The organism is Streptomyces sp. NPDC028289 (assembly GCF_055565975.1).
This window is the reverse complement of the sequence record NZ_JBVHTI010000007.1, coordinates 225,991-250,440: the sequence shown is the minus strand read 5'-3', so window position 1 is coordinate 250,440 and position 24,450 is coordinate 225,991. Positions and strand designations below refer to the sequence as shown.

Sequence of the window (24,450 nt, the reverse complement as noted above, 5' to 3'; positions counted from 1 at the left end):
CCCCATTCTCCTGTGCCGGAACCACCAGAATTCACGAGCGAAAAAGGACCGACGGCGAACCGTCGGTCCTTTTTACGGCCGGCTCAGTTGTCCTGGCCGCCGGGGATCGGCTTCGGAGCCGGCTTCGGCGCGCGCTTCTTGGGCTTCGGCGGCGGCGGGGGCAGCTGCTTCTTGGGCTTGGGGGGCAGCGGGGCGAGCTTCTTGAGGCTCATTCCGACTCCTTGAGAGTTCGAAGTGCAAGTGGTGCGAGATAGTGCGAGAATTCTCTTGGGGCAACGTCCGGGGATTTCGGATCGTCATCCTCGGCAATCCCCGCCGCCCGACACCGAGAAACTTACACGGCCCAGAACCCAAGCAACGGCAAAGTCGGCTTGCGAACGGCAAACAGGTGCTGTGAATACCTGGGTAACAGCTGTATAACGACCCCGAACCTGAGAGTTCTCTTATGAACCTGAGAGCCACCTTATGAAGGTGGGCGGAAGGAGCCCGGGGCAGGCGCTCGCCGCACCCCGGGCAGGCCTCAGCGGCGGGCCATGTACAGGTCGAACGCCTTGTGGAGCAGCCTGTTGAGCGGGAAGTCCCACTCCCCGACGTACTCGACGGCCTCGCCGCCGGTGCCCACCTTGAAGCGGAGCAGCCCCAGCAGGTGGTTGGACTCCTCCAGGGTGTCGGTGATGCCCCTGAAGTCGTAGACGGCGGCGCCGAGTTCGTGGGCGTCGCACATCATCCGCCACTGCATGGCGTTGTTGGGCTGGACCTCGCGCCGGCGGCTGGTGGAGGCGCCGTAGGAGTACCAGACGTGGTCGCCGACGGTGAGCATGGTGGCCGCGGCGAGGACGTCGCCGTCGTGGTGGGCGAGGTAGAGGCGCATGCGGTCGGGGTGTTCGGCGGTGAGCGCGGTCCACATGCGCTGGAAGTAGGCGAGGGGGCGCGCGACGAAGCGGTCGCGCTCGGCGGTCTCCGTGTACAGGCCGTAGAAGGCGGGCAGGTCCTCGTACCCGCCGCGCACCACCTTGACCCCGGCCTTCTCCGCCTTCTTCACGTTGCGCCGCCACTGCTGGTTGAGCCCGCGCTGGATGTCCTCCAACGACCGCCCGGCGAACGGCACCTGGAACACGTACCGGGGCTGCCCGGCCGCGAACCCCTCCTCCCCGCCCGCCTCGGCCTGCCGCCACCCCGCGCGGCGCAGCCGTTCGGCGAGGCCGGCGCCACGGGCGTCGTACGACGTCGGCTCGGTGTCCCCCAGCCGCCGGGCGGCCGGATCGGCGACGGCCTCCTTCACCGCCTCCGCACTCCACCGCCGTACGACGACCGGCGGCCCCATCTTCACCGCGAACGCCCCGCGGCCCTTCAGATACGCCAGCAGCGGGTCGAGCCACCGCTCCGGCTCCGGGTCGTGCCAGTCGATGGCGGGCCCCTCCGGCAGGTACGCCAGATACCGCTTCACCCGGGGCACCGCCCGCAGCAGCACCAGCCCGGCCCCGACGATCCGCCCTTCCCCGTCGAACCACCCCAGGCTCTCGGCCTCCCAGTCGGGCTTCACGTCCCCCCAGGACGGCAGCTGCATATGGCTCACGGAAGGACGGGACCCGGCGAAGGCGAGATGCTCGGCACGGGAGACGGGCCGGAGGCGAAGGACTGCGGTCATGGGCGGAGCTCCTGGACAGGTCGGCGACGGCTCACTGGCGACGCCCACCGGCCGGAACGGCGGACGGGGCCGCGGACAGGGCGGCGCACGGGACCGGTGGCGTCGGCATCAAGAACAACAGACGCACGCCTGCCGGGAATCGTTTCGCCGCGCAGGTGGGCGAGGGCGTGTCGGCGGCGGCCGGGGGACAGCGCACGGCTCATGCCGTCGGGCGCCCCCAGGCCGCCAGTACCTCCGCGTCCGTCGCGTGGGCGTGAATGAAGTAGTCGGCCCACTCGGCGATCTCCGGGTAGGCGCACTCCCGCACCAGGCGGGTCACCGCCGCCGCCCTGTCGTACGGCGTGACCCGCAGGTCGGTGCCGGGGCCGAGGAGGCACCAGTGGGCGCCGGGGCGGCCGTACGGCATGCCGACGCTGCCGGGGTTGACGACCAGGCGGCCGTGGGCGAGGCGGGTGTAGGGCATGTGGGTGTGGCCGCAGACGACCGTGCCGATGTCGGGGGCGACGGCGGCGAAGACCTCCGCCCAGCGGTCCAGGGGGGAGTCGACCAGGACGATCTCCTCGTCGTCGCGCGGGGTCGCGTGGCAGAAGAGGACCCGGCCGAGGCCCCGGATCGTCAGGGTGGCCGTCACGGGCAGTGCGGCCAGGAAGTCGACCTGGTCGTCGCGGAGCGCGTCCGCCGCGAACGGGCCTATCGGATCCGGGATCTCGGTGCGCTCTCCTCTGCGGTACTCGACCAGCTCCCGGTCGGCGTTCCCCGACAGCCACAGCACCCGGTCGCCCAGGTCCCGCAGCACGTCGATCGTCTCGGCCGGCTGGGGACCCGCCGTGATGTCGCCGGTCAGGACGATGCGGTCGGCCGCGGCCACGTCCGGCTCGGCCAGTACCGCCTCCAACGCCGGGAGCACCCCGTGGACGTCGGAGAGCACCGCCACCCGGCCGAGCCCGGTCTCGCCGCCCGTCACTCCCCCTCCCCTTCCAGCCCCTCCGCCAGCACCTCCGCCAGGTGTTTTCCGCGCACCCCCGCCAGCTGTTCCAGCTGGGTCCGGCAGGAGAAGCCGTCCGCGAGGATCACCGTGCCCGGTTCCGCGTCCCGAACCGCCGGCAGGAGCTGTTCCTCCGCGCAGGTCCTCGACACCTCGAAGTGGCCTTTCTCGAAGCCGAAGTTGCCGGCCAGGCCGCAGCAGCCGCCGGCGAGGGCGCCGGTGAGGCCGGCGGACTCGCGGAGGCGGCGGTCGGGGGCGTCGCCGAGGACCGCGTGCTGGTGGCAGTGGGTCTGGCCGGTGACCGGACGCTCCAGGCGGGGCGGGGTCCAGTCGGGGGCCAGGCGTTCCAGTGTCTCCGCGAAGGTGAGCACGCGCGCGGCGAGGCGGGCCGCCCGGGGGTCGTCGGGGAGCAGCTCCGGCAGGTCGCTGCGGAGAGCGGCGGCGCAGCTGGGCTCCAGGACGACGAACGGCGGGGGGTCCGGGAATCCGTCTTCCGGACCCGACTCGGACTCGGACTCCGGCTCCGGCTCCGGCTCCGGCTCCGGGTCAAGGTCAAGGTCAGCGTCAGGGCCAAGGCCAGGGTTCGCGTCCGGCTCCGCCCCGCGCCCCTCGGCGGCGTCCACGTCCGACGGCAGCAGCAGCAACGGCTCCAGCAGGTCCAGAGTCTCGCGCAACACCGCACGGGCCCGGTCCAGTTGGCCCGTCGAGAGATACGTCAGGCCGCAGCAGGCGCGGGTCCGGCGCGGATTCAGCAGGGACATGCCGTAGCCCTCCAGCCCGCCGTCGGCCGATCGCCGCGCCCTCAACGGCCGGGTCGGCAGGGCCACGACCCCCACGCCCGCCGCCTCCAGGACCCGTACGGCGGCACGGCCCACGGAGGGCGACAGGTGCTCGGTGAACGTGTCCGGCCACAGGAACGCCGGCCGCCTCGGGAGGTCCGGCTCCCGTCCCGCCCGCGCGTCCGCCCGCCACGCGCGCAGCCGCCCGCGCTCCCGCCGCCGCTCCCAGCGGCTGAACGGTTCCGCCGCCAGGCGCGGGATCCGCCGCTCCGGTGCGATCCCGCCCAGCCGCTTGGCGAGCGCCGCCAGGGGGCGCAGGGAGACGAGCGCGTTGACCAGCCGTGCCGTGCGGGTCCGGGCCACCAGGCGCAGCCACCTCGGCAGCCGGCCCATGCTGTAGTGGGCGGCCGGGCGGCGCCGACCGGCGTAGTGGTGGTGCAGGAACTCCGCCTTGTACGTCGCCATGTCCACCCCGACCGGGCAGTCCGACCGGCAGCCCTTGCAGGACAGGCAGAGGTCGAGGGCGTCGCGGACCTCCGTCGAGCGCCAGCCGTCCGTCACCAGTTCGCCCGCCAGCATCTCGTGCAGCAGCCGGGCCCGGCCGCGCGTGGAGTGCGCCTCCTCGCCCGTGGCCCGGAAGGACGGGCACATGACGGACGCGCCGGACGGCTCGGTCGTACGGCACTTCGCCACGCCCACGCAGCGGCGGACCGCCGCCGAGAAGTCGCCGCCGTCGGCGGGGTACCCGAAGGCGACGGGGATCGGCTCGCGCGGGAGGACGGCGAAGCGGAGGTTCGTGTCCAGGGGGGCGGGGCGGACCAGCATGCCCGGGTTCAGGAGGTCGTCCGGGTCCCACACCCCCTTCGCCCGCTCGAACAGCGCCACCGTCTCCGCGCCGTACATCCTCGGGAGGAGTTCCGCCCGCGCCTGCCCGTCCCCGTGCTCCCCGGACAGGGACCCGCCGTGCGCCACCACCACGTCCGCCAGTTCCTCCGAGAAACGGCGGAAGCGGGCCACGCCGGCCTCGCTCAGCAGGTCGAAGTCGATACGGACGTGGATGCAGCCGTCGCCGAAGTGGCCGTACGGCGTGCCGCGCAGGTGGTGGGCCGTCAGCAGGGCCCGGAAGTCACGCAGGTACGCGCCCAGGCGGGCCGGCGGCACCGCGCAGTCCTCCCAGCCGGGCCAGGCCTCACTGCCGTCCGACAGCCGCGTCGCCGTACCGGAGGCGTCCTCGCGGATGCGCCACAGCGCGCGCTGCCCGGCCGCGTCGGTGACGACCAGCGCGTCGAGGACGTCCGCGGCCCGGACGACCGTCTCCGCACGCGCGCGTGCCTCCGCCGCCGTCTCCCCGCCCGTCTCGACGAACAGCCAGGCGCCGCCCCGGGGCAGTCCGGCCGGGGACGGCACCAGGTCGGCCGCCATGCCCTCGACGGTGAGGGGGCCGTACGGCAGCAGCCCGGCCGCGGCCTCCGCCGCCGCGCTCTCGTCGCCGTAGCCGAGCACCGCCAGCGCACGCGCGCGTGGCGCCGCCACGAGCCGTACGGTCGCCTCCGTCAGGATCCCCAGCGTGCCCTCGCTGCCGCAGAAGGACCGGGCGACGTCCGCGCCCTTCTCGGGGAGGAGGGCGTCCAGGGCGTAGCCGGAGATACGGCGGGGGAGGTCGGGGAAGCCCGTGCGCAGGCGCGCCAGCTCCCCCTCGGCCAGCTCCCGCAGGCCGTCCGGCGCCCCGGCCCAGTCCCGCCCCAGCCGCAGCCGCCGCCCCCGCGCAGTGATCACGTCCAGCTCCCGGACGCTGTCCGCCGTCGTCCCCCAGGCCACCGAATGCGACCCGCAGGAGTTGTTGCCGATCATCCCGCCGAGCGTGCAGCGGCCGTGCGTGGAGGGGTCCGGGCCGAAGCGCAGGCCGTGCGGGGCGGCGGCCTCCTGGAGGCGGTCGAGGACCAGACCCGGCTGGACGACGGCCGTACGGGTGACCGTATCGAGGCCGACCAGGCGGTTCATGTGGCGGGTGAAGTCCAGGACCACGCCCGTGCCCGTCGCCTGGCCCGCGATCGACGTGCCGCCGCCCCGGGCCACCACCGGTACGCCACGGGCCCGGCACAGCTCCAGTACGGCCGCCACGTCGTCCGCGTCCCGGGGAGCCACCACCCCGGCCGGAACCCGCCGGTAGTTGGACGCGTCCATGGTGACCAGCGCCCGGGACGTGACATCGAAGCCGACCTCACCCCGGACGGCACTGCGCAGTTCCGCCTCGAGTTCCGAGAATTCCGACATGCGTCCACTCAACCAGCCCGCCCGGCGATACGACCCGCTCGCGCGCACGTCGGCCCGGTGCCCCGCCCCGCGCAGGCGCACCCGCACGCGTCTCACCCGACGGACGAGGTTTCGCCCAGGTTTCCCCCACCGGCTAACCTCACCCCGTGGCTGACATCCAGATCCCCGCTGACATCAAGCCCGCCGACGGACGCTTCGGCGCTGGCCCCTCCAAGGTGCGGACGGAAGCGCTGGACGCGCTGGCCGCCACCGGTACCTCCCTGATGGGCACCTCGCACCGCCAGGCCCCGGTCAAGAACCTGGTCGGCCGGGTCCGCGAGGGCATCAGCGCCCTGTTCTCCCTCCCGGACGGCTACGAGGTCGTCCTCGGCAACGGCGGCTCCACCGCCTTCTGGGACGTCGCCACCCACGGCCTGATCGACAGCAAGTCGCAGCACCTCAATTTCGGCGAGTTCTCCTCCAAGTTCGCCAAGGCCGCCAAGCTCGCCCCCTGGCTGGCCGAGCCCACCGTCATCGCCTCCGACCCGGGCACCCACCCGGAGCCGCAGGCCGAGGCCGGGGTCGACGTGTACGCGTTCACGCACAACGAGACCTCCACCGGTGTCGCCATGCCGATCAGGCGGGTCGCGGGCGCCGACGAGGGCGCGCTCGTCCTCGTGGACGCCACCTCCGGCGCCGGCGGCCTCCCGGTCGACGTCGCCGAGACCGACGTCTACTACTTCGCCCCGCAGAAGTCCTTCGCCTCCGACGGCGGCCTGTGGATCGGCGTCTTCTCCCCGGCCGCGATCGAGCGCGCCGAGCGCGTCCACGCGTCCGGCCGCCACGTCCCGGAGTTCTTCAGCCTCCCCACGGCGATCGACAACTCCCGCAAGAACCAGACGTACAACACCCCGGCCCTCGCCACCCTCTTCCTGCTCGACCAGCAGCTGGAGTGGCTCAACGGCCAGGGCGGCCTCGCCTGGTCGACGGCCCGCACGAAGGACTCCTCGACCCGTCTGTACACCTGGGCCGAGGAGTCCAAGTACGCCACCCCGTTCGTCGCCGACCCGGCCAAGCGCTCGCAGGTCATCGGCACGATCGACTTCGCCGACGAGATCGACGCGGCCGCCGTCGCCAAGGTGCTGCGCGCCAACGGCGTCGTCGACACCGAGCCCTACCGCAAGCTCGGCCGCAACCAGCTGCGCATCGCGATGTTCCCGGCGATCGACCCGGCGGACGTCGAGGCGCTGACGAAGTGCGTCGACTACGTGATCGAGAAGCTGTAGGGGCTCGGCGACCCTGCCCGGCAACTCCCGTAACAAGCTGCTGGTTTACCCGGAAGGCATGATCAAGGCAAAGCCTTCCGCGGGCAGTTGAGTCTCCTTCGTCGCACACCGGACACTGTGTGCCCCATGCGACGAAGGAGATCCACGCGCACATGAACAGACCGATACCGGGCACCGTCGAGGTAGGGGTGCGCCACATCCTGAGCGACAAGGTCACGGGTTTCCTCGTCCGTACCCGGCGCATCACCTGGAAGGACAACGTCTTCCGGGTACGCCGGCCGCAGTCCGGCAAGCAGACCGTGGAGCTCACCTGCCCCGTCTGCGACGCGTCCCTGCTGGCCGAGGTCCGCACCGAGGCGCACGCCCGCCGGACCAGGGTCGTCTTCGGCGTCCTGGCCGCCCTCTGCGTGATCGCCTTCTTCGCGGCCTTCGCCTACGCCGTCCACGAGGGCGGCAAGACCCTGCCCGAGGGCCAGTCGCTGCCGACCCTGTTCCCCGTCAGCATCGTCTCGATCTTCGTCACGTTCGCCGTCACACCCGCGCTCTTCATCCGGAGCCGCGTCTACAACGGCGTCAGCCTGCTGGACGCCCCCAAGCCACGCCGCCGGCACGCGGTCAGGCCGGTGCGGGGCTGAGCGCCGGGAGCGACGAGGGGCGCCCGGTGCGGGTGCACCGGGCGCCCCTCGGGCGTTCACTGCCCGTCGACGAGCTTCGCGTACGCCTTCGCGTCGAGCAGCCCGTTGGAGGACGCCCCGCCCTTGGCCTTGATCCTGAAGAGCCACATCGCGTAGGGCTCGGCGTTGACCTCTTCGGGGCTGTCGACGACGTCCTCGTTGATCGCGACGATCTCGCCGTCGAACGGACTGAAGATGTCGGACGCCGCCTTGACCGACTCCACCGTGCCGACGGGTTCACCCGCCTGGATCTTCCTGCCGACTTCGGGCAGCTCGAAGAAGACGATGTCGCCGAGGTTCTTCTGGGCGTGGTCGGTGATGCCGACGGTCATGCTGCCGTCGGCCTCGGTGCGGATCCACTCGTGGTCGTCGGTGTAGCGGAGGTCGGCGGGCACGTTGGACATGTCAGCTCCATCAGCCGTCGTGGTGCGGTGTCCGGCCGCCCCTGTCGACGGCCGGCGGGAACAGCCTGCGGCACCGCTCCCCGGAGCCGTGTATTTCGGGCATCACGGTCCGCCACCCGGGTGACGCCCACCGCACCACGCCACCGCACCACGCCGCCGCTTCACGACGCCGTACAGGTCACCGCCGGCACACCCCCACCCCCGGGAGCGCCCCCGAAGCCGAAGCTCGCCGACCCGCCGGCCGGGATCGCGCCGTTGTGGGAGGCGTTGACCGCCGTCACGGTCGCCCCGCTCTGGGTGTACGACGCGTTCCACATGTTCGTCACCTGCTGCGACCGCCCCACCTTGCTCTCGGGCAGGATGCCTGGCCCCAGGGGCCGGGGTGAATGCCCGCTCCCGCCAAGCGGGGCAGAAGAAACCGAACCACCGTCAGGGTGATTCAGCGTCAACGCCTATGACGCTGAGGGTGGCCATGCACAGGCGGTGGTAATGGGGGGTGAGATCGGGTGGCTGGTGGCCTGTCGGGGCGGCTGGCGGGAGCTGTCACTCGCTCGGGTGATGCTGGTCGATGGTGTGCGCGGTTGGGGAACGTGCGGGCTAGGTTCGCGGCATGTCACGGTTCCGGATGTACCCGACGCCCGCGCAGGCGGAGCAGATGATCCTGCACTGCGCGCACGCACGCTACGTCTGGAATCTGGCCGTCGAGCAGCACGGGCACTGGAGGCCGGGCCGCAGGTCCGCGCCCGGTTTCGCCGAGCAGTGCCGTCAGCTCACCGAGGCCCGGCGGGACAACGAGTGGCTGGAGGCCGGGAACGCGGACGTGCAGCAGCAGGCCCTGAAGGACTTCGCCACAGCCAAGAACGCCCGTTTCACCTCCGGCTTCGGCGAGCCGACCTGGCGCAGGAAGCATGAGCACGAGGGCTTCCGCGTCATCGGTACCGACCGCGTACCCGAGTACGAGCCGGACGGCAGCCCCAAGCTGAACCAGAAGACCGGTAAGCAGGTCATGGGCCGCTCCGTGTGCGTACGGAAGCTCAGCCGACGGTGGGCGCAGGTCAAGGTGCCCGGCTGTGGCTGGGTCCGTTTCCGCCTCAGTGTCAAGGGCAAGGGCGCGGGGCTTCCCGCTGCGAAGACGTTTCGCGTCACCTGCCGCAGCGGTCAGTGGCATATCGCGTTCGCGGTCATCCCCGAGCCGGTCGACGCGCCAGGCACGGGTGAGGTCATCGGTATCGACCGGGGCGTGAGGATCACGGCGGCCCTGTCGGACGGGCGGAAGCTGAACTGCCCTCAGCTCACGGTCAAGGAGCGGGCACAGATCCGCAAGCACGAGCACCGCGCGGCCCGGGCTCCGAAGGGCAGCGCTCGCAAGGCCGCCGCGTACGCGAGAGTCGCCGGACTCAAGGCCCGTGAGGTGAACCGGCGAAAGGACTGGTGCGAGAAGACCAGCACCATGCTCGCCCGCAGCTACGACCTGGTGCGGTTCGAGAAGCTGAACATCAAGAACATGACCCGCTCCACGAAGGGAACCGCGGAACAGCCCGGCAAGAAGGTCAGGCAGAAGGCCGGGCTGAACCGGGGCATCCTCGCCCAGGGCTGGGGCCTGCTGAGGCGGCGCACAGAGCACAAGGCCCCCGGCCGGGTCGAGGACGTTCCCGCGCCTTACACGAGTCTGCGGTGCAGTGCCTGCGGATGGATCGAGAAGAAGTCGCGCAAGAGCCAAGCCGACTTCGTCTGCGTGTCCTGCGGGTTCACCTGCAACGCGGATGAGAACGCAAGTATCAACGTCGCGGCAGGACAGGGCGGAATCCCCCGCCCCCGGCCATCAGCCGGTGCCGGAGGGGCGACAGCGGCCACCAGCCGTTCGAGCACCCGTGAACCTCAACCCACCCGGGTTGAAATCCCCGTCTCTTAAGACGGGGAGGATGTCAATGGAAGGAGTCGGCGCCCCACCTCAGGGCGCCGGGGAACTGACCGTGGCGGTGACGGCGCCGATCACGCCGGTGCTGCCGACGGTGACCGAGACCAGGATGGACCGGACCGGGTTGGGCGGCACGACGGGCGAGATCAGCAGGAAGGGGGGCCTGGCCGTGAGCGTCGTGGTCGCCGCCGCCGAGAAGGGCTGGTCGTCCCGGTGCGCGCCGACGAGGTCGTACGTCCTGTGGCTGGTGGCACCGGTGCCGGAAGCGTCGTCCAGGCTGCTGATGATCTGGGCGGTGCCGCCGCCCGCGGCGTTCGGGATGGTGACGACGGTGACGTCGAGGGTGCCCGTGAGGGTGATCTTCTCGCTCGGGCCGGTGAAGGTGCCGCTGATCGGCAGCCTGAACGAGCGGAACTGCGGGAGGGGGACAGCAGCGGCGCGGGCCGTCCGGGCGGGCTCGGAGGTGGCGGACGCGGCGGAGGCGGTACCGGCAGCCACTGGGACGGTCAGGCTCAGGGCGGCCATGAGCAGGCAGATGTTCCCGGCCAGACGCGGGGCGGTGCGGCGCATGGGTGTTCCCATTCCGTGAGGCGGTACCCGGTTCACCCTGTCGGTGCCCCCGTCCCGCAGGACGGTTCCCACCCTGCCCTGACCCGGGTAGGTCCGCCCCGCGGGTGACCCGGAAGGGTGACGTCCGGCGCCGGGTCAGTGCCGGCGTGCGGAGGGGCGGCGCAGCCGCCGCAGCCCGAAAAAGGCGAGCACGGCGGCCCCGATCACGATGGCACCGGTCTTGGCCCCACCGCCCGCGAACCCGCCGTCGTCCTTGCCCGCGGCCGAACTCCCGCCGCCCGACGACGGCGACGCCTTGCCCGACCCGCCCGGCACGTCCTGGGCCTGCACCGGGCTGTCGGCGCCCTCGCTCCCGTACATCAGCTTGGTGCCGTCGGCGGAGTAGGTGATCGACTCGCCCTGTTTCTGGAGCGGCACGTCGAGCCGCCCCTCGCGCTTGATCTTCCCGCCGTTCCAGTCGTAGTAGATGCCGCCGAAGTAGCCGCGTACGGCGAGTTGCGTGCCGTCGGGTGAGAAGGCGGCGTCGGTGGCCCACAGGTCGACGGCGGCGACGGGCTTGAAGATGTTCGTACCGGTCGGGGAAAGGGTCGCCGGGCCCTCGTACAGGTGCCCGCCGTCCTCCTTCTTGTCGATGATGTACACCCGCCCGGTCTTGGGGTGCACGACGAGCGACTCGGCGTTCCGGGCGCCGTTCGCGTACTTGACGACGTACTGCGTGGCCCGGACGGTCTGGTCGACCAGTTTCCTCGGCTCGGGCAGCCGGTAGATCCAGACGTAGGGCCAGCTGCCGTCGAGGTTGTCGCCGATGTCGCCGACGTAGATCTGGTTGTCCGGGCCGATGGAGATGGCCTCGACGTCACGGGGCGTACCGACCCCGCTGAGCGTGATCCTCGCGACGGTCTTCCCGGTCGCGCTGTCGACGGCGTAGATGTACGGGCCGTCGCCGCTGTCGTTGTGCGTCCAGTAGATGCCGGGGTGCAGGTGGGAGGCGGCGAGGCCGCTGGACTCGGCGATGCGCGGGTCGTTGATCGTGAATCCCTTGTCACCGGCGCCGGCGGCGGCGGAGGCGGGTGCGGCGGCGAGGGCACCCGTGAGCAGGACACCGGCGAGGAGGGCGAGCGATCGTGGACGCATGGGCCCAAGCCTGCCATCCCGCGCTGTGTGCGAACGCGGCGGACGTGTCGGTCCTCACACCCCGCCGCTCGCGCTGATCGTCCATCATGAGCGGATGCTCAGGTTCATGCCCGTCGGGGACTCGATGACGATCGGCAGCGCGGGCGAGCACACATGGCGGTACCGCATGTGGCAGCACCTGTGCGAGACGTACGGCGGCCCGTTCACGCTGGTCGGCCCCCGCGAGACGCTGTACGACAAGCAGGCCGACGCGCCCACCTCGTACGCCTACGCCGACCCCGGCTTCCCCCGCGGCCACCTGGCCGGCTGGGGCGAGGGCTGGCTGCACATGGCGCCGCTGATCGGGGAGGCGGTGCGCTCCTGCCGCGCCGACGTCCTCCTCGTCTCCCTCGGCCTGATCGACCTGGGCTTCTACACGAACGCCGAGCAGACGGCGGCGAACGCACGGACCTTCGTCACGGCGGCGCGGGAGGCCAACGCGGGCATCCACATGGTGCTGCTGCCGGTGATCCCGAACGTCCGCGCGACGACGGACGAGCCGTTCGCGGAACAGGTGACCCTGTTCAACGAACTCCTGGCGAAGGCGGCGGCCGACCTGGACGAGCCCCGCTCCCCGGTCCTCATGGCCGCGCCGCCGGAGCCGTACGACATCCGCACGGACACCTACGACGGCACGCACCCGAACGCGAGCGGCGAGCACCGGATCGCGGGGGCGTTCGCGGAGGCGATGTGGCAGGGCTGGGACCTGGGCGGGGAGTACGCGGCCGGAACGAGCTGACCGAATTCGGCCGCTTCCCGGTCACCCTGCGTATCGTTGAACCGCGCGGCTGCACTCGTGCGGAGGGCAGCCGGGGAGGAGCGCCAGGATGACCGTCCTCGAAGACAGGATCGCGATGGCCAAGAGCGACGACGAGATCACGCTCGACGAGCTGTTCGAGCAGATCGAGAAGATGCCCGCCCCCGAGGGATACAAGGTCGAGATCGTCGAGGGGACCGTCTTCATGTCGCCACAGCGGGACACCCACTGGGAGATCATCGCGGACATCTACGAGCAGTTGCGGACCAAGTATCCCCGGAAGCGGGTCAAGTCCGACGTCCGTATCGACTACCCGGGGCACCTCAACGGGTTCGCGTCGGACGTGACGGTGATGGCCGCGGACGCCGCCAAGACGGACAGCGGGCTCTGGCGGCATCAGGACGTCGAGTTCGTCGCCGAGGTCATCTCCAAGGGCACCGCGGCCAACGACTACGGCCTCAAGAAGACCGCGTACGCCGTGGCCGAGGTCCCCGTCTACCTGATCGCCGACCCCTACCAGCGCCGCTGCCACGTCTACACCAACCCCAAGGGCGACGACTACACGACCGAGACGCGGGTGGACTTCGGCACCGACATCGATCTGACCGGCACGGTGGTGAACCTCGTCCTCAAGACCGACGAGTTCCCGAGCGACTAGCTCTCCCGCCGGGGAGCCGGCCGGCGACTCCGGCACCGCGGGGCGCGCTTGCCCGGTCGACGTGGGCCTCCTCGCGGAACCTACGGCCAACTGACTCCAGGTCCTTGCTTAGAGCGCACTCCACGCCGTTGGCTGGGTGACCATGAAGTACACGCAGCTCGGACGTACCGGACTCAAGGTCAGCCGACTCGTCCTCGGCACCATGAACTTCGGCCCGCAGACCGACGAGGCCGACAGTCACGCGATCATGGACGCGGCTCTCGACGCCGGCATCAACTTCTTCGACACGGCCAACGTGTACGGGTGGGGTGAGAACAAGGGGCGGACCGAGGAGATCATCGGCAACTGGTTCGCCAAGAGCCCCGTCCACCGCGACAAGGTCGTGCTCGCCACCAAGGTGTACGGCAACATGGCCGCCGACGGCGACGCCTGGCCCAACCACGACAAGCTCTCCGCGCTGAACATCCGGCGCGCGGTCGACGCCAGCCTCAAGCGGCTGCAGACCGACTACATCGACGTCTACCAGTTCCACCACGTCGACCGGCGGACCCCCTTCGAGGAGATCTGGCAGGCGATCGACACCCTCGTCACGCAGGGGAAGATCCTCTACGTCGGCTCCTCCAACTTCCCCGGCTACAAGATTGCCCAGGCCAACGAGATCGCCGCCCGGCGCGGCGGGACCATCGGGCTGGTCAGCGAGCAGTGCCTCTACAACCTCGCCGAGCGCCGTGCCGAGATGGAGGTCATCCCGGCCGCGCAGGAGTACGGCCTCGGGGTCATCCCCTGGTCGCCGCTGCACGGCGGACTGCTCGGCGGTGTGATCAAGAAGGAGGTCGAGGGCGGGCGCCGGGCCACTGGCCGGGCCGCCGACTCCCTCGCCAACACCACCATCCGCGCCCAGATCCAGGCCTACGAGGACCTGCTGGACAAGCACGGCGTCGAGCCGGGCGAGGCCGCCCTGGCCTGGCTGCTCACGCGTCCGGGGGTGACCGGCCCGATCGTCGGCCCCCGGACCGCCGAGCAGCTGGAGTCGGCGCTGCGGGCCGTGGAGCTCGAACTGAGCGCGGACCTGCTGGACGGCCTGGACGAGATCTTCCCGGGCCCGGGCCCCTCCCCGGAGGCCTTCGCCTGGTAACACCGCAAGGGGCAGCGCCCCGTAAGGGGCGCTGTGGGCACCCCCGGCCGAAGGCTGGGGGAGGAGCTGAGCGACCAGCCACCGACTGCCCGCAGCCGAAAACCGGCCGCAGTTCCCCCTGCCCCAGCCGGCCCTCACCTCATCGCAGAGGCCACGGCAACCACCACGAACAACAACACGAGCGCACCGGCCATGATCCGGTTCCTGGTCTTCGGGTCCACGGCAACGAGCCTAACCGGCCGCCCCCAGCTCCCAGCGGGCGACCACCTCGTACCGCGGCTGCTCCCCCGGCACCCCCGACGTCGGCAGACTGCTCCGCACCAGCGCCAGCTCCCCGACCGTCCAGGTCCGGCTCGCGAACTCCGCGAGCAGCGCGACGTACGGCCGTACCTGTACCGCGTCCCGGCTGCGGGCCACCGTCAGGTGGGCCTTGTAGCGGCGGTGCTCCCCCATCGGCAGGCCCGCCTTCCGGGCCGCCGCCTCCGTGCGGTCGGCCAGCAGGCGGAGGGTGTCCAGGTCGCCCTCGGCCCCGGCCCACAGGGCCCTGCCGTGTCCGAACTGCCCGCCGCCCGCGACGGCCAGCGCGAAGGGCGGGGTGCGGTGGGCGGCGCGGGCGAGGCGCTCCGACAGGGCCGGTACGACGTCGTCGTCGACCTCGCCGTAGAACGCGAGCGTGTAGTGCCAGCCGGGGCGGCCGGTCCAGCGCAGCGCCTGCGCGCCGGGCAGCCGCTTCAACCGGTCGACCTCGGCGGCGAGTTCGGCGGCCACCTCCGGCGGGGGCAGCACGGCTGCGAAGAGTCTCATGGAGGCAACCCTGCCAAAAAAACGATTGCGCGCGGGACGTGCGGCGGCGTGAATCGCTGCATGGAGAGTATGGAGAGCACGGAGACCAACGGGAAGATCAGGATCCGGGACGGCCGCGCCGACGACATCCCGGTGGTCCTCGGGATGTTCGACAGCGCCGTGGCGTGGCTGGCGGCCCAGGGGCGGACCAGGCAATGGGGCACCACTCCCTGGTCCGAGAACCCGAAGGCGGTGGAGATGATCACCCGGTACTTCGCGGAGGGCAGCCCCTACATCGCCGAGTACGACGGCGTCCCGGCCGCCACCCTCACCCTCACCGACGCGCCCGGCCCCTACCTCGCGCCCGTCGACGAGCCCGAGCGGTACATCCACATCCTGGCCTCGGACCGCCGGTTCAAGGGCGCCGGCACCGGCGCCGCGCTGCTCGCCCACGCGGCCGCGGAGACCCGCCGGGCCGGGATCTCGCTGCTGCGGGTCGACTGCTACGCGGGCGACGACCGCAAGCTGGTCGCCTTCTACGAGAGCAACGGCTTCACCCCGACCGAGACCTTCGCCGTCAGCGTGCCGGGCGACGACGACTGGCCGGGACAGGTGCTGGCCCGGAGGCTGTAGTCCGCCTCCGGGCCGGCTCCCACCGCCGTACCTGCCTCAGGCGGCCGGCGCGAGCTCTTCCTGCTGTTCTCTCGGGACGAAACGGACCCGCGGGTGACCGCCGTGCCAGCCGACCGACAGGCGGAGGTTGCCGACCCGGGCCAGGACGAGGCCGATGCCGATCGCCGCGGCCGCGGCGATCGCACCGCCGACGGCGAGGCCCGCCCGGACGCCGTAGGTGTCCGTGATCCAGCCGGCGATGGGGGCGCCGATGGGTGAGCCGCCCATGAACACCATCATGTAGAGGGCCATCACCCGGCCCCGCATGGCCGGGTCGGTGCCCATCTGGACGGTGGTGTTGGCGGTGACGTTGACCGTCATGCCGAACATGCCGATCGGGACCATGAGCAGGGAGAACAGCCAGAGGGAGGGCGCGGTCGCGGCCACCAGCTCCAGGCCGCCGAAGGCGACCGCCGCCGCGAGCATCACGCGCAGCTTGGCCGTGCCGCGTCTGGCCGCGAGCAGGGCGCCGGCCAGGGAGCCGGCCGCCATCAGGGTGTTGAAGAGGCTGTAGGAGCCGGCGCCCGCGTGGAAGACGTCGTCCGCGAAGGCGGAGAGGTAGACCGGGAAGTTGAAGCCGAAGGTGCCGATGAACCCGATCAGGATGATGGTCCAGGTCAGGTCCGGGCGGCCGGCGACATAGCGCAGGCCCTCTCTGAGCTGGCCCTTCCCCTTCGGGGCGCGCCGGACGACGTGCAGGTCACGGGCGCGCATGAGCAGCAGGCCGACGAGGGGGGCCACGAAGGACAGGCCGTTGAAGAGGAACGCCCAGCCGGTGCCCACGCCGGTGATCATGAGGCCGGCGACGGCCGGGCCGACCAGGCGGGCGGACTGGAAGTTGGCGGAGTTCAGGCTGACCGCGTTCTGCAGCTGGTCCGGGCCGACCATCTCGGAGACGAAGGACTGGCGGGCCGGGTTGTCGACGACCGTGGCGAGGCCGACGGCGAAGGCGGCGAGGTAGACGTGCCAGACCTGGACGTGGCCGGAGAGGGTCAGCAGCGCCAGCGCGACGCCGGTCAGGGCCATCGAGGTCTGGGTGACGAGGAGGGCGCGCCGCTTGTTGAGGCGGTCGACCAGGACGCCGCCGTAGAGGCCGAAGAGCAGCATCGGCAGGAACTGCAGGGCGGTGGTGACGCCGACGGCGGTCGCGGAGCCGGTGAGGCTGAGGACCAGCCAGTCCTGCGCGATGCGCTGCATCCAGGTGCCTATGTTCGAGACGACCTGGCCGGCGAAGAACAGCCGGTAGTTCCTGACCTTCAGCGAGCTGAACATCGAGGACCTACGGGCTGCGGGGGTAGTAGGGGCGGTCGGTGCGGGGGCGGAAGGTGTTCCGGGTCCCGTACTCAAACGGATTCGCCTCCTCCTTCTATCGGCTGTTACAGGTGTGCGAGCTTCTCCAGCACGGGGGCGGCGGCGCGGAGTTTCGCCCACTCGTCCTCGTCGAGGCCGTCGACCAGGCCGGCCAGGAACGCGTTGCGCTTGGCGCGGCTCTCCTCGAGCATCGCCTCGGCCTGTTCGGTCTTGGTGACGACCTTCTGGCGCCGGTCCTCGGGGTGCGGCTCCAGCCGGACCAGGCCCTTGGCCTCCAGCAGCGCCACGATGCGGGTCATCGAAGGCGGCTGGACGTGCTCCTTGCGGGCCAGCTCACCGGGGGTGGCCTGGCCGCAGTTGGAGAGGGTGCCCAGCACCGACATCTCGGTGGGGCTCAGTGACTCGTCGACCCGCTGGTGCTTGAGCCGTCGCGAGAGTCGCATCACGGCGGAGCGGAGGGAGTTCACGGCGGCCGCGTCGTCGCCATGGGTAAGGTCCGGCATGTTCTTTAGAGTAACTCATTACTCTGCCTAAAGACCACTCCGCCGCGCCGATGTGCCCGTGACCTCGGCCACTGAATCCGGGGGTCTGGGGGCACCCCCAGAAAACATCGCATCACCCTTACGAGTGAGCCGGATCCGGAAAGTGACGCACCGGGCGCGCGAATGTGGCGCCCTCGTATGCATGGGGACCAGTGTGCTCAGCCTGCGTATAGACGGGGAGCTGCTCGAACGGCTCCGGTGTCATGCGGCGAAAAGAGGAATGAGCGTCCAGGACTACGTGGTCCGGACGCTCATTCGGGACGACTTCGACGAGCGGTTCTCGGCCGCCGTCGAGGAGACGGAGAGGTTCTACGGCAACCAGGTGAAGGTCACCTGACCGCGGGAGGTCACGTGAGGCCGAGGGCCGGCATCAGGTAGTAGAAGGCGAACACCGCCGAGACCACGTACATCGCGACCGGGATCTCCCTGGCCCGGCCGGCCGCCAGGCGCAGCACCACGAAGGTGATGAAGCCCATGCCGATGCCGTTCGTGATCGAGTAGGTGAACGGCATCATGACCATGGTCACGAAGGCCGGGATCGCGAGCGTGTAGTCGGCCCAGTCGATCTCCTTGATCGACCCGGCCAGGATCAGGAAGCCCACCGCGAACAGCGCCGGGGTGGCCGCCTGCGACGGGACCATCGTGGCGACGGGGGTGAGGAACAGCGCCACGGCGAACAGGCCGCCCGTGACGACGTTGGCGAAGCCGGTGCGGGCACCCTCGCCGACGCCGGCCGTCGACTCGACGAAGCAGGTGGTGGCGGAGGACGAGCTGGCACCGCCGACCGCGACCGCGACACCGTCGATGAAGAGGACCTTGTTGATGCCCGGCATGTAGCCCTGGGCGTCGGTCAGCTTGGCCTCGTCGCTGACGCCCATGATCGTGCCCATGGCGTCGAAGAAGCAGGACAGCAGGACCGTGAAGACGAAGAGGATGCCGGTCAGCACGCCGACCTTGCCGAAGCCGCCGAAGAGGCTGACCTTGCCGAGCAGGCCGAAGTCCGGGGTGGCGGCCGGGTTGCCGGGCCACTTCGGGACGGTCAGGCCCCAGGTCGTCACATGCGCGACGGCGTTGATGACCAGCGCGAGCACGGTCATCGCGACGATCGAGATCAGGATCGCGCCGGAGACCTTGCGGACGATCAGCGCGAGGGTCAGCAGCACGCCGAGCACGAAGACGAGCACCGGCCAGCCGTTGAGGTGACCGTCGGCGCCGAGCTGGAGCGGGACGGTGGTCTGGGCGACGTCCGGGATGCGGGTGACGAAGCCGGAGTCCACCAGACCGATCAGCATGATGAACAGGCCGATACCGATCGAGATCGCCTTGCGCAGGCTGTAGGGGACGGCGTTCATCACGCGCTCGCGCAGACCGCTGGCGACCAGCAGCATCACGACGATGCCGGCCAGTACCACCATGCCCATGGCGTCCGGCCAGGACATCCGGGGGGCCAGCTGGAGCGCGACGACGGAGTTCACGCCGAGGCCGGCGGCGAGCGCGATCGGGACGTTGCCGATGACGCCCATCAGCAGCGTCGTGAAGGCCGCGGTGATGACCGTGGCGGTGACCAGCTGACCGTGGTCGAGCTGGTGGCCGTACATGTCCTTCGCGCTGCCGAGGATGATCGGGTTCAGCACGATGATGTACGCCATCGCGAAGAACGTGGCGAAGCCGCCGCGCACCTCGCGGGCCAGGGTGCTGCCCCGCTCGGAGATCTTGAAGTAACGATCCAGCGCGCCGTACGCGGGGGTCGCACCCGGCTGTTCGGGGGCGGGGGCCTGAGTGGAAGCCGGGCTCGACATTGTAGGTTCCTACGATAAGAAGTAGTCAGACACAAACGGTTTCAGTATGAACGTATGATGTCTAGATCGCTATCTCCGCGCGTAGACCCTTGGGGTGCGTATGCTGAGCGCCATGGCGAAGTGGACCCCCCAGCACGAGGCACCGGAGCCCCTCGAGGGCCCTGTCGTCCCGACGATCATCGGCGGCACGATCATCTGGTTCGTCCTCTTCCTGGCCCAGCTCCCCTTCTACGGCTGGTACTCCGACCACGGCCACACCTGGTGGATCTGGACCTGCCTGGCCGGCGGCGGCCTCGGCCTGATCGGCGTGTACTACGTGAAGCGACGCGACGCGGCGATCAAGGCGCACCGGGCGACGGCCGAGTAGGCATTCACCGCGAGGTAGGCATTCACCGCGAGGCCGGCCAGAAGCGCCCCCTCGGACGTCGGGCGGAACCGAAGGGAACACACGCCGGCCTCGCGCCCTCGAACACCGGACGACCCGACGGGAACGCGGAGCAGGACTCGACCGTGGACGCCGGGTCGGCCGGAGGCCGGCCCCGCTTTTCGGGGGACCGAGTCGGGCGGGCGGGTGGGCAAAGGGTCCCGGTGTCTACAACCTGCGCACGACTTCGGTCCTCCCCTGGTCGGATCTTCCGGGCACTCGGCAGGTGAACCCGCAAATCCGCACGTACCGTCGAATGCATGCAGCACATCGACGCGGGCGCCGAGCTCGACCCTGTGCATCCCGTACCGTTGCCGGCGCCCGTGCGGGCGACCGGCCTGACAACCGCCGAGGTCGCGGAGCGGATCGCGCGCGGCCAGGTGAACGACGTACCGGTCCGCAGCAGCCGCTCGTTCGGCGAGATCGTGCGCGCGAACGTCTTCACCCGGTTCAACGCGATCATCGGCGTGCTGTGGCTGATCATGCTGGTCGTGGCGCCGATCCAGGACAGCCTGTTCGGCTTCGTGATCCTCGCCAACACGGGCATCGGCATCGTGCAGGAGTGGCGGGCGAAGAAGACCCTGGACTCGCTCGCGGTGATAGGCGAGTCGCGGCCGACCGTGCGCCGGGACGGGGCCGCCGTCGAAGTGAGTACGAGCGAGATCGTGCTCGGCGACCTGATCGAGATCGGTCCCGGCGACAAGATCGTCGTGGACGGGGTCTGCGCGGAGGCCGACGGCCTCGAGATCGACGAGTCGCTGCTCACCGGTGAGGCCGACCCGGTCGTCAAACACCCCGGCGACCAGGTGATGTCGGGCTCCTTCGTGGTGGCCGGCGGCGGCGCCTTCGCCGCGACGAAGGTCGGCCGGGAGGCCTACGCGGCCCAGCTCGCCGAGGAGGCGTCCAGGTTCACGCTCGTCCACTCCGAGCTGCGCTCCGGTATCTCGACCATCCTCAAGTACGTGACCTGGATGATGGTCCCGGCCGCGATCGGCCTGGTCGCCACGCAGCTGGTCGTGAAGAACAACGGCCTCAAGGACGCCGTCGCCCGCACGGTCGGCGGCATCGTCCCGATGGTCCCCGAGGGCCTGGTCCTGCTCACCTCCGTCGCCTTCGCGATCGGCGTGATCCGGCTCGGCCGCCAGCAGTGCCTGGTCCAGGAGCTCCCCGCGATCGAGGGTCTCGCCCGGATCGACACCGTCTGCCTCGACAAGACCGGCACCCTCACCGAGGGCGGCATGGACGTCACCCAGCTGCGGGCGCTGGACGGCGTCGACGAGACGTACGTACGCAAGGTGCTGGGCTCGCTCGGCGAGTCCGACCCGCGCCCCAACGCCTCCCTCCAGGCGATCATCGACGCCTACCCGGACAGCGAGGACTGGCGGTGCGTGGAGTCGCTGCCCTTCTCCTCCGCCCGCAAGTACAGCGGGGCGACCTTCAGCGAGGGCGACGGGGAGCTGAGCACCTGGTTGCTGGGGGCGCCGGACGTGCTCCTCGGCGCCGACGACCCGGCACTGGCCGAAACCGTTCGCCTCAACGAGCAGGGACTGCGGGTGCTGCTGCTCGCCCGCGCCGGCCGGGACCTCGACGACCCGGGGGTGGCGCAGGGCGCCGAAGCCACCGCGCTGGTGGTCCTGGAGCAGCGGCTCCGCCCGGACGCCGCCGACACCCTCCGCTACTTCGCCGACCAGGACGTCCGCGCCAAGGTCATCTCCGGTGACAACGCGGTGTCCGTCGGCGCCGTCGCGGCGAAACTCGGCCTCAGCGGTACGACGGTGGACGCACGCCGGCTGCCGGCCGAACGGGACGGGATGGCCGAGGCACTCGACTCGGGCACGGTCTTCGGACGGGTCACCCCGCAGCAGAAGCGGGAGATGGTGGGCGCGTTGCAGTCCCGCGGGCACACCGTCGCCATGACCGGCGACGGCGTGAACGACGTACTCGCCCTGAAGGACGCCGACATCGGTGTCTCGATGGGCTCGGGCTCCGAGGCGACCCGGGCGGTCGCCCAGATCGTCCTGCTCAACAACAGCTTCGCCACGCTGCCCTCGGTGGTGGCCGAGGGGCGGCGGGTGATCGGCAACATCACCAGGGTCGCCACGCTGTTCCTGGTCAAGACGGTGTACTCGGTGCTGCTCGCGTTGCTCGTGGTCTGCTGGCGGGTCGAGTACCCGTTCCTGCCCCGGCACCTGACGCTTCTGTCGACCCTGACGATCGGCATCCCGGCCTTCTTCCTCGCCCTGGCGCCGAACAAGGAACGGGCCCAGCCGCACTTCGTCCGCCGGGTGATGCGGTACTCGGTCCCGGGGGGTGTGGTGGCCGGCGTCGCGACCTTCGTGACGTACCTGGTCGCCCGCCACTACTACACGGGGACCGGGTCCCTGGACGCCGAGACCAGTGCCGCGACCCTGACCCTGTTCCTGGTCTCGCTGTGGGTGCTGGCGATCATCGCGCGGCCGTACACCTGGTGGCGGGTGGCGCTGGTGGCGTCGATGGGCGTGGCCTTCGTGTTCGTACTGGCCGTGCCGGCGCTGCAGAGTTTCTTCGCGCTGAAGCTGGTGGGGGTGGCGATGCCGTGGACTGCCGTCGGGGTGGCCGTGGTGGGGTCGGCGGTGCTGGAGCTTCTTTGGAAGTGGGTGGAGCGGAGGTTCCCGGTGTGATGCGGTCTGAGGGGACTGCGCGGGCCCGGTGGGGGCTGGTCGCGCAGTTCCCCGCGCCCCTTAGGGGCGCTGCCCCTAAGGGCGCTTCCTACTGTACGTCGACGTAGTCGCCCGTGGCGCTGACCGCCGGGCTCGTCGAGGAGCCCGCGAAGGAGTAGCGGTAGTAGCCGTCGACCGTCGCGGTGGTCGTCGTCTTCAGGGCGCCCGTGGAGGAGGCCTTGATGGTCTTCAGGGTGGTGTAGGTGGTGGAGCTCTTCTTGCGGAACTGAAGCTTCACCGACTGGCTGCCGTAGGCGCCGTACTTGTGGGTGTCCCAGTTGGCGCGGGTCAGGGAGCCGGTGACCGTGACGGTCTTGCCCTTCTTGACCGGCTCGGGGGTGGCGTTGACCGTCAGCTTGGTGGCGCGCAGGATCTTGGTGGTGCCCAGGCCGCCGACCCACTTGACGTTGCTGTCCTTGTCGGCGGCGATGCCGCCGAGGGTCCAGGAGCCCGCCTCGGAGTTGTCCAGGTCCCAGTCCCCGCCGACCGTGAAGACGAGGGTGGCCTTGCAGTTGAGAACGGTAGAGGAAGCGGCGGTGCAGGTGCCCTCGTCGTCGGTGGCGAAGAGGTCGCTCGGCGACGTCACGGAGCTGCCGCGGTAGAGGACCGGGCCGGTGGCGAAGTCGGTCGCGGGCAGGCTCGCCGCGTGCGTCACGGTGTACGTGACCGAGAAGGAGGTCTTGGCCGTGCCGACGACCATGCTGCTGCCCTTGTTGACCTTCATGTTGGAGAAGGTGACGTCCGGCGAGCTGCCGGCGGCGTGCGCGGCGGGGGCGACGAACGCCGAGAGGGCCAGGGCGCCGGAGACGGCGGCCACAGTGGCACGAATGCGCATGAATTCCCCAGTGGGAACAGTGGGCGCGAGGCCCAAGTGATCTAGGGAGTCTGTTGACTCGGGTGATCAGATCCACGAGGGGTGAGCGAGGTTGTACGAGAGAGACGTAATCCGGCCAGATTTTGCTTCCTTTGCGACCGGATTACGTCTCCTTGGGATTACTCCCGGTGCCGCTACTTCACGTCGACGTAGTCACCCGTCGCGTTGACCGCCGGGGTCGTCGCGGTGCCGACGAAGGAGAAGCGGTAGTAACCGTCCACCGTCGCCTTGGTGGTCGTCTTCAGCGTGCCGGTCGAGGACGTCTTGATGCCCTTGACGTTCGTGTACGTGGTGCTGCCCTTCTTGCGGAACTGCAGCCGCACGGACTGGCCGGTGTAGCCGTGGTACTTGCCGTCCTCCCAGTTGGCGCGGGACAGCTTGCCGGTGACCGTGATGGTCGCGCCCTTCTTCACCGGCTCCGGGGCGGCGTTCACCGTCAGCCTCGACAGGCGCTGGACCTGGGTGCTGCCGAGGGCGCCCTGGTCGGCGTACCCGACCTTGGTGATGTCGAAGTCGGCGCTGGCCGGGTCCTGGCCGTTGTACGCGATGGCCAGGGCACCGGCGTGCCAGAGCCCGGCGTCGGAGTTGAACAGCTCTCCGTCACCCGGGTAGATGTCGATGTTCCCCTTGCAGCTGGCGGTGGTCGCCGAGGTGGCCGTGCACTTCGCCGGGTCGTCGCCGATCAGGAAGTTGGCCGGGTCGTCGTAGGAGCCCTTGTAGATGTAGGCGCCCGAGAAGAAGTCCGCGGCGGTGATGTCGACATCGGCGCCGTGGGTCAGCGTGTAGGTGACCGACGTGGCGACGTGCGCGGTCGTACCGACCTTGACCGCCTTGGCGATCTTGACGTTGGAGAAGGTGACGTCCATGGCGTACGGAACGTCGTCGTCCGCGGTGGTGGCCGTGTACGCGGTCTTGCCGGACGCCGAGTGAGCGGCCGCGAAGAGCTTCGCCGCGTCGGTACCGAAGGACGAGCCGCCGGCGGCGTGCGCGGCCGGCATCGCGAAAGCGGAGAGTGCCAGGGCGCCGGAGACGGCGGCCACAGTGGCGCGTGTGCGCATGCGTTCCCCCATGGAAGTGATCGGGGAGTCTGGATGACTCGCCCGATC

Annotated in this window: 23 protein-coding genes and 1 pseudogene; 10 read left to right on the top strand and 14 right to left on the bottom strand. The window is 70.5% G+C overall.

Annotated features, from left to right (window positions below):
- Window positions 1–83: 83 nt before the first annotated feature.
- The 4 genes from ACZ4UV_RS34320 to ACZ4UV_RS34305 form a co-directional block, all read right to left on the bottom strand.
- Entirely contained in the window at window positions 84–212 is a 129-nt protein-coding gene (locus ACZ4UV_RS34320) for a hypothetical protein (RefSeq protein WP_258575023.1), read from the bottom strand.
- 308 nt (window positions 213–520) lie between these two features.
- Complete coding sequence (locus tag ACZ4UV_RS34315; protein WP_467843270.1) at window positions 521–1,648, bottom strand: lipid II:glycine glycyltransferase FemX; 1,128 nt, start codon at window positions 1,646–1,648, stop codon at window positions 521–523.
- Window positions 1,649–1,847: 199 nt separating this feature from the next.
- A complete protein-coding gene (locus ACZ4UV_RS34310) occupies window positions 1,848–2,612 on the bottom strand; it encodes a metallophosphoesterase family protein (protein WP_451020062.1) in 765 nt (254 codons plus the stop codon).
- Window positions 2,609–5,686: an FAD-binding and (Fe-S)-binding domain-containing protein gene (locus ACZ4UV_RS34305; protein ID WP_467843268.1), complete on the bottom strand. Its 3,078-nt coding sequence runs from the start codon at window positions 5,684–5,686 to the stop codon at window positions 2,609–2,611. Before ACZ4UV_RS34305 ends, ACZ4UV_RS34310 begins: the two co-directional genes overlap by 4 nt.
- A 146-nt stretch (window positions 5,687–5,832) precedes the next feature.
- Between ACZ4UV_RS34305 and serC the strand changes: the two genes are divergently transcribed.
- Both serC and ACZ4UV_RS34295 read left to right on the top strand, forming a co-directional pair.
- Window positions 5,833–6,951: a phosphoserine transaminase gene (gene serC, locus ACZ4UV_RS34300; RefSeq protein WP_390042032.1), complete on the top strand. Its 1,119-nt coding sequence runs from the start codon at window positions 5,833–5,835 to the stop codon at window positions 6,949–6,951.
- A gap of 152 nt (window positions 6,952–7,103) precedes the next feature.
- Window positions 7,104–7,586 carry a hypothetical protein gene (locus tag ACZ4UV_RS34295; protein ID WP_451020059.1) on the top strand — a complete coding sequence of 161 codons (483 nt, stop codon included), beginning with the start codon at window positions 7,104–7,106 and terminating at the stop codon, window positions 7,584–7,586.
- 56 nt (window positions 7,587–7,642) lie between these two features.
- On the opposite strand, the gene gcvH is transcribed toward ACZ4UV_RS34295, so the two are convergent.
- Both gcvH and ACZ4UV_RS34285 read right to left on the bottom strand, forming a co-directional pair.
- A complete protein-coding gene (gene gcvH, locus ACZ4UV_RS34290) occupies window positions 7,643–8,029 on the bottom strand; it encodes a glycine cleavage system protein GcvH (RefSeq protein WP_467843265.1) in 387 nt (128 codons plus the stop codon).
- A gap of 161 nt (window positions 8,030–8,190) precedes the next feature.
- Window positions 8,191–8,364: pseudogene (locus ACZ4UV_RS34285) on the bottom strand (cellulose binding domain-containing protein); the annotation flags it as partial.
- Window positions 8,365–8,639: 275 nt separating this feature from the next.
- Here ACZ4UV_RS34285 and ACZ4UV_RS34280 point away from each other — a divergent pair.
- Window positions 8,640–9,941 (top strand): RNA-guided endonuclease InsQ/TnpB family protein, encoded by a 1,302-nt coding sequence (locus tag ACZ4UV_RS34280; RefSeq protein WP_451020913.1) that lies wholly within the window; start codon window positions 8,640–8,642, stop codon window positions 9,939–9,941.
- Between the two features lie 39 nt (window positions 9,942–9,980).
- On the opposite strand, the gene ACZ4UV_RS34275 is transcribed toward ACZ4UV_RS34280, so the two are convergent.
- Together ACZ4UV_RS34275 and ACZ4UV_RS34270 are read right to left on the bottom strand one after the other, a co-directional pair.
- The gene (locus ACZ4UV_RS34275) at window positions 9,981–10,517 is read right to left on the bottom strand and encodes a hypothetical protein (RefSeq protein ID WP_451020912.1); all 537 of its coding nucleotides are present in this window, start codon (window positions 10,515–10,517) and stop codon (window positions 9,981–9,983) included.
- Between the two features lie 135 nt (window positions 10,518–10,652).
- Window positions 10,653–11,651: a TolB-like translocation protein gene (locus ACZ4UV_RS34270; protein WP_451020911.1), complete on the bottom strand. Its 999-nt coding sequence runs from the start codon at window positions 11,649–11,651 to the stop codon at window positions 10,653–10,655.
- Between the two features lie 94 nt (window positions 11,652–11,745).
- Between ACZ4UV_RS34270 and ACZ4UV_RS34265 the strand changes: the two genes are divergently transcribed.
- From ACZ4UV_RS34265 to ACZ4UV_RS34255, 3 genes are all read left to right on the top strand, one after another.
- Entirely contained in the window at window positions 11,746–12,429 is a 684-nt protein-coding gene (locus ACZ4UV_RS34265) for a GDSL-type esterase/lipase family protein (protein ID WP_451020910.1), read from the top strand.
- A gap of 88 nt (window positions 12,430–12,517) precedes the next feature.
- Window positions 12,518–13,105, top strand: coding sequence for a Uma2 family endonuclease (locus ACZ4UV_RS34260; RefSeq protein WP_467843260.1), 588 nt, complete (start codon window positions 12,518–12,520; stop codon window positions 13,103–13,105).
- Window positions 13,106–13,247: 142 nt separating this feature from the next.
- Window positions 13,248–14,240, top strand: coding sequence for an aldo/keto reductase (locus tag ACZ4UV_RS34255; RefSeq protein WP_467843257.1), 993 nt, complete (start codon window positions 13,248–13,250; stop codon window positions 14,238–14,240).
- Window positions 14,241–14,471: 231 nt separating this feature from the next.
- Here the strand turns inward: ACZ4UV_RS34255 and thpR are convergent, their stop codons facing one another.
- A complete protein-coding gene (gene thpR, locus ACZ4UV_RS34250; protein ID WP_451020907.1) occupies window positions 14,472–15,044 on the bottom strand; it encodes an RNA 2',3'-cyclic phosphodiesterase in 573 nt (190 codons plus the stop codon).
- 69 nt (window positions 15,045–15,113) lie between these two features.
- Between thpR and ACZ4UV_RS34245 the strand changes: the two genes are divergently transcribed.
- Complete coding sequence (locus ACZ4UV_RS34245) at window positions 15,114–15,656, top strand: GNAT family N-acetyltransferase (RefSeq protein ID WP_451020906.1); 543 nt, start codon at window positions 15,114–15,116, stop codon at window positions 15,654–15,656.
- A 36-nt stretch (window positions 15,657–15,692) separates the two neighbouring features.
- Here the strand turns inward: ACZ4UV_RS34245 and ACZ4UV_RS34240 are convergent, their stop codons facing one another.
- A complete protein-coding gene (locus ACZ4UV_RS34240; RefSeq protein WP_467843252.1) occupies window positions 15,693–17,042 on the bottom strand; it encodes an MFS transporter in 1,350 nt (449 codons plus the stop codon).
- Window positions 17,043–17,071: 29 nt separating this feature from the next.
- Window positions 17,072–17,509, bottom strand: coding sequence for a MarR family winged helix-turn-helix transcriptional regulator (locus ACZ4UV_RS34235; protein WP_351484269.1), 438 nt, complete (start codon window positions 17,507–17,509; stop codon window positions 17,072–17,074).
- Window positions 17,510–17,690: 181 nt separating this feature from the next.
- On the opposite strand from ACZ4UV_RS34235, the gene ACZ4UV_RS34230 reads away from it, so the two are divergent.
- Window positions 17,691–17,885 (top strand): ribbon-helix-helix protein, CopG family, encoded by a 195-nt coding sequence (locus ACZ4UV_RS34230; RefSeq protein ID WP_451020905.1) that lies wholly within the window; start codon window positions 17,691–17,693, stop codon window positions 17,883–17,885.
- A gap of 10 nt (window positions 17,886–17,895) precedes the next feature.
- On the opposite strand, the gene ACZ4UV_RS34225 is transcribed toward ACZ4UV_RS34230, so the two are convergent.
- Complete coding sequence (locus tag ACZ4UV_RS34225) at window positions 17,896–19,347, bottom strand: NCS2 family permease (protein WP_451020904.1); 1,452 nt, start codon at window positions 19,345–19,347, stop codon at window positions 17,896–17,898.
- Window positions 19,348–19,459: 112 nt separating this feature from the next.
- On the opposite strand from ACZ4UV_RS34225, the gene ACZ4UV_RS34220 reads away from it, so the two are divergent.
- Window positions 19,460–19,714: a DUF2530 domain-containing protein gene (locus ACZ4UV_RS34220; RefSeq protein WP_293989033.1), complete on the top strand. Its 255-nt coding sequence runs from the start codon at window positions 19,460–19,462 to the stop codon at window positions 19,712–19,714.
- 317 nt (window positions 19,715–20,031) lie between these two features.
- A complete protein-coding gene (locus tag ACZ4UV_RS34215; protein ID WP_467843246.1) occupies window positions 20,032–22,431 on the top strand; it encodes an HAD-IC family P-type ATPase in 2,400 nt (799 codons plus the stop codon).
- 88 nt (window positions 22,432–22,519) lie between these two features.
- Here ACZ4UV_RS34215 and ACZ4UV_RS34210 read toward each other — a convergent pair whose 3' ends face one another.
- On the bottom strand, window positions 22,520–23,305 hold the full coding sequence (locus ACZ4UV_RS34210) for a hypothetical protein (RefSeq protein ID WP_467843243.1): 786 nt from the start codon (window positions 23,303–23,305) through the stop codon (window positions 22,520–22,522).
- A 173-nt stretch (window positions 23,306–23,478) separates the two neighbouring features.
- A complete protein-coding gene (locus tag ACZ4UV_RS34205) occupies window positions 23,479–24,402 on the bottom strand; it encodes a hypothetical protein (RefSeq protein ID WP_467843240.1) in 924 nt (307 codons plus the stop codon).
- Window positions 24,403–24,450 lie beyond the last annotated feature (48 nt).

Coding starts and splice junctions, on each gene's coding strand:
- ACZ4UV_RS34275 (WP_451020912.1), bottom strand. CDS start 10,517: ATGCGCCGCACCGCCCCGCGTCTGGCCGGGAACATCTGCCTGCTCATG.
- ACZ4UV_RS34265 (WP_451020910.1), top strand. CDS start 11,746: ATGCTCAGGTTCATGCCCGTCGGGGACTCGATGACGATCGGCAGCGCG.
- thpR (WP_451020907.1), bottom strand. CDS start 15,044: ATGAGACTCTTCGCAGCCGTGCTGCCCCCGCCGGAGGTGGCCGCCGAA.
- ACZ4UV_RS34320 (WP_258575023.1), bottom strand. CDS start 212: ATGAGCCTCAAGAAGCTCGCCCCGCTGCCCCCCAAGCCCAAGAAGCAG.
- ACZ4UV_RS34235 (WP_351484269.1), bottom strand. CDS start 17,509: ATGCCGGACCTTACCCATGGCGACGACGCGGCCGCCGTGAACTCCCTC.
- ACZ4UV_RS34260 (WP_467843260.1), top strand. CDS start 12,518: ATGACCGTCCTCGAAGACAGGATCGCGATGGCCAAGAGCGACGACGAG.
- ACZ4UV_RS34245 (WP_451020906.1), top strand. CDS start 15,114: ATGGAGAGCACGGAGACCAACGGGAAGATCAGGATCCGGGACGGCCGC.
- ACZ4UV_RS34215 (WP_467843246.1), top strand. CDS start 20,032: ATGCAGCACATCGACGCGGGCGCCGAGCTCGACCCTGTGCATCCCGTA.
- ACZ4UV_RS34230 (WP_451020905.1), top strand. CDS start 17,691: ATGGGGACCAGTGTGCTCAGCCTGCGTATAGACGGGGAGCTGCTCGAA.
- ACZ4UV_RS34270 (WP_451020911.1), bottom strand. CDS start 11,651: ATGCGTCCACGATCGCTCGCCCTCCTCGCCGGTGTCCTGCTCACGGGT.
- ACZ4UV_RS34210 (WP_467843243.1), bottom strand. CDS start 23,305: ATGCGCATTCGTGCCACTGTGGCCGCCGTCTCCGGCGCCCTGGCCCTC.
- ACZ4UV_RS34295 (WP_451020059.1), top strand. CDS start 7,104: ATGAACAGACCGATACCGGGCACCGTCGAGGTAGGGGTGCGCCACATC.
- ACZ4UV_RS34280 (WP_451020913.1), top strand. CDS start 8,640: ATGTCACGGTTCCGGATGTACCCGACGCCCGCGCAGGCGGAGCAGATG.
- ACZ4UV_RS34220 (WP_293989033.1), top strand. CDS start 19,460: ATGGCGAAGTGGACCCCCCAGCACGAGGCACCGGAGCCCCTCGAGGGC.
- ACZ4UV_RS34305 (WP_467843268.1), bottom strand. CDS start 5,686: ATGTCGGAATTCTCGGAACTCGAGGCGGAACTGCGCAGTGCCGTCCGG.
- ACZ4UV_RS34205 (WP_467843240.1), bottom strand. CDS start 24,402: ATGCGCACACGCGCCACTGTGGCCGCCGTCTCCGGCGCCCTGGCACTC.
- ACZ4UV_RS34255 (WP_467843257.1), top strand. CDS start 13,248: ATGAAGTACACGCAGCTCGGACGTACCGGACTCAAGGTCAGCCGACTC.
- gcvH (WP_467843265.1), bottom strand. CDS start 8,029: ATGTCCAACGTGCCCGCCGACCTCCGCTACACCGACGACCACGAGTGG.
- ACZ4UV_RS34225 (WP_451020904.1), bottom strand. CDS start 19,347: ATGTCGAGCCCGGCTTCCACTCAGGCCCCCGCCCCCGAACAGCCGGGT.
- ACZ4UV_RS34315 (WP_467843270.1), bottom strand. CDS start 1,648: ATGACCGCAGTCCTTCGCCTCCGGCCCGTCTCCCGTGCCGAGCATCTC.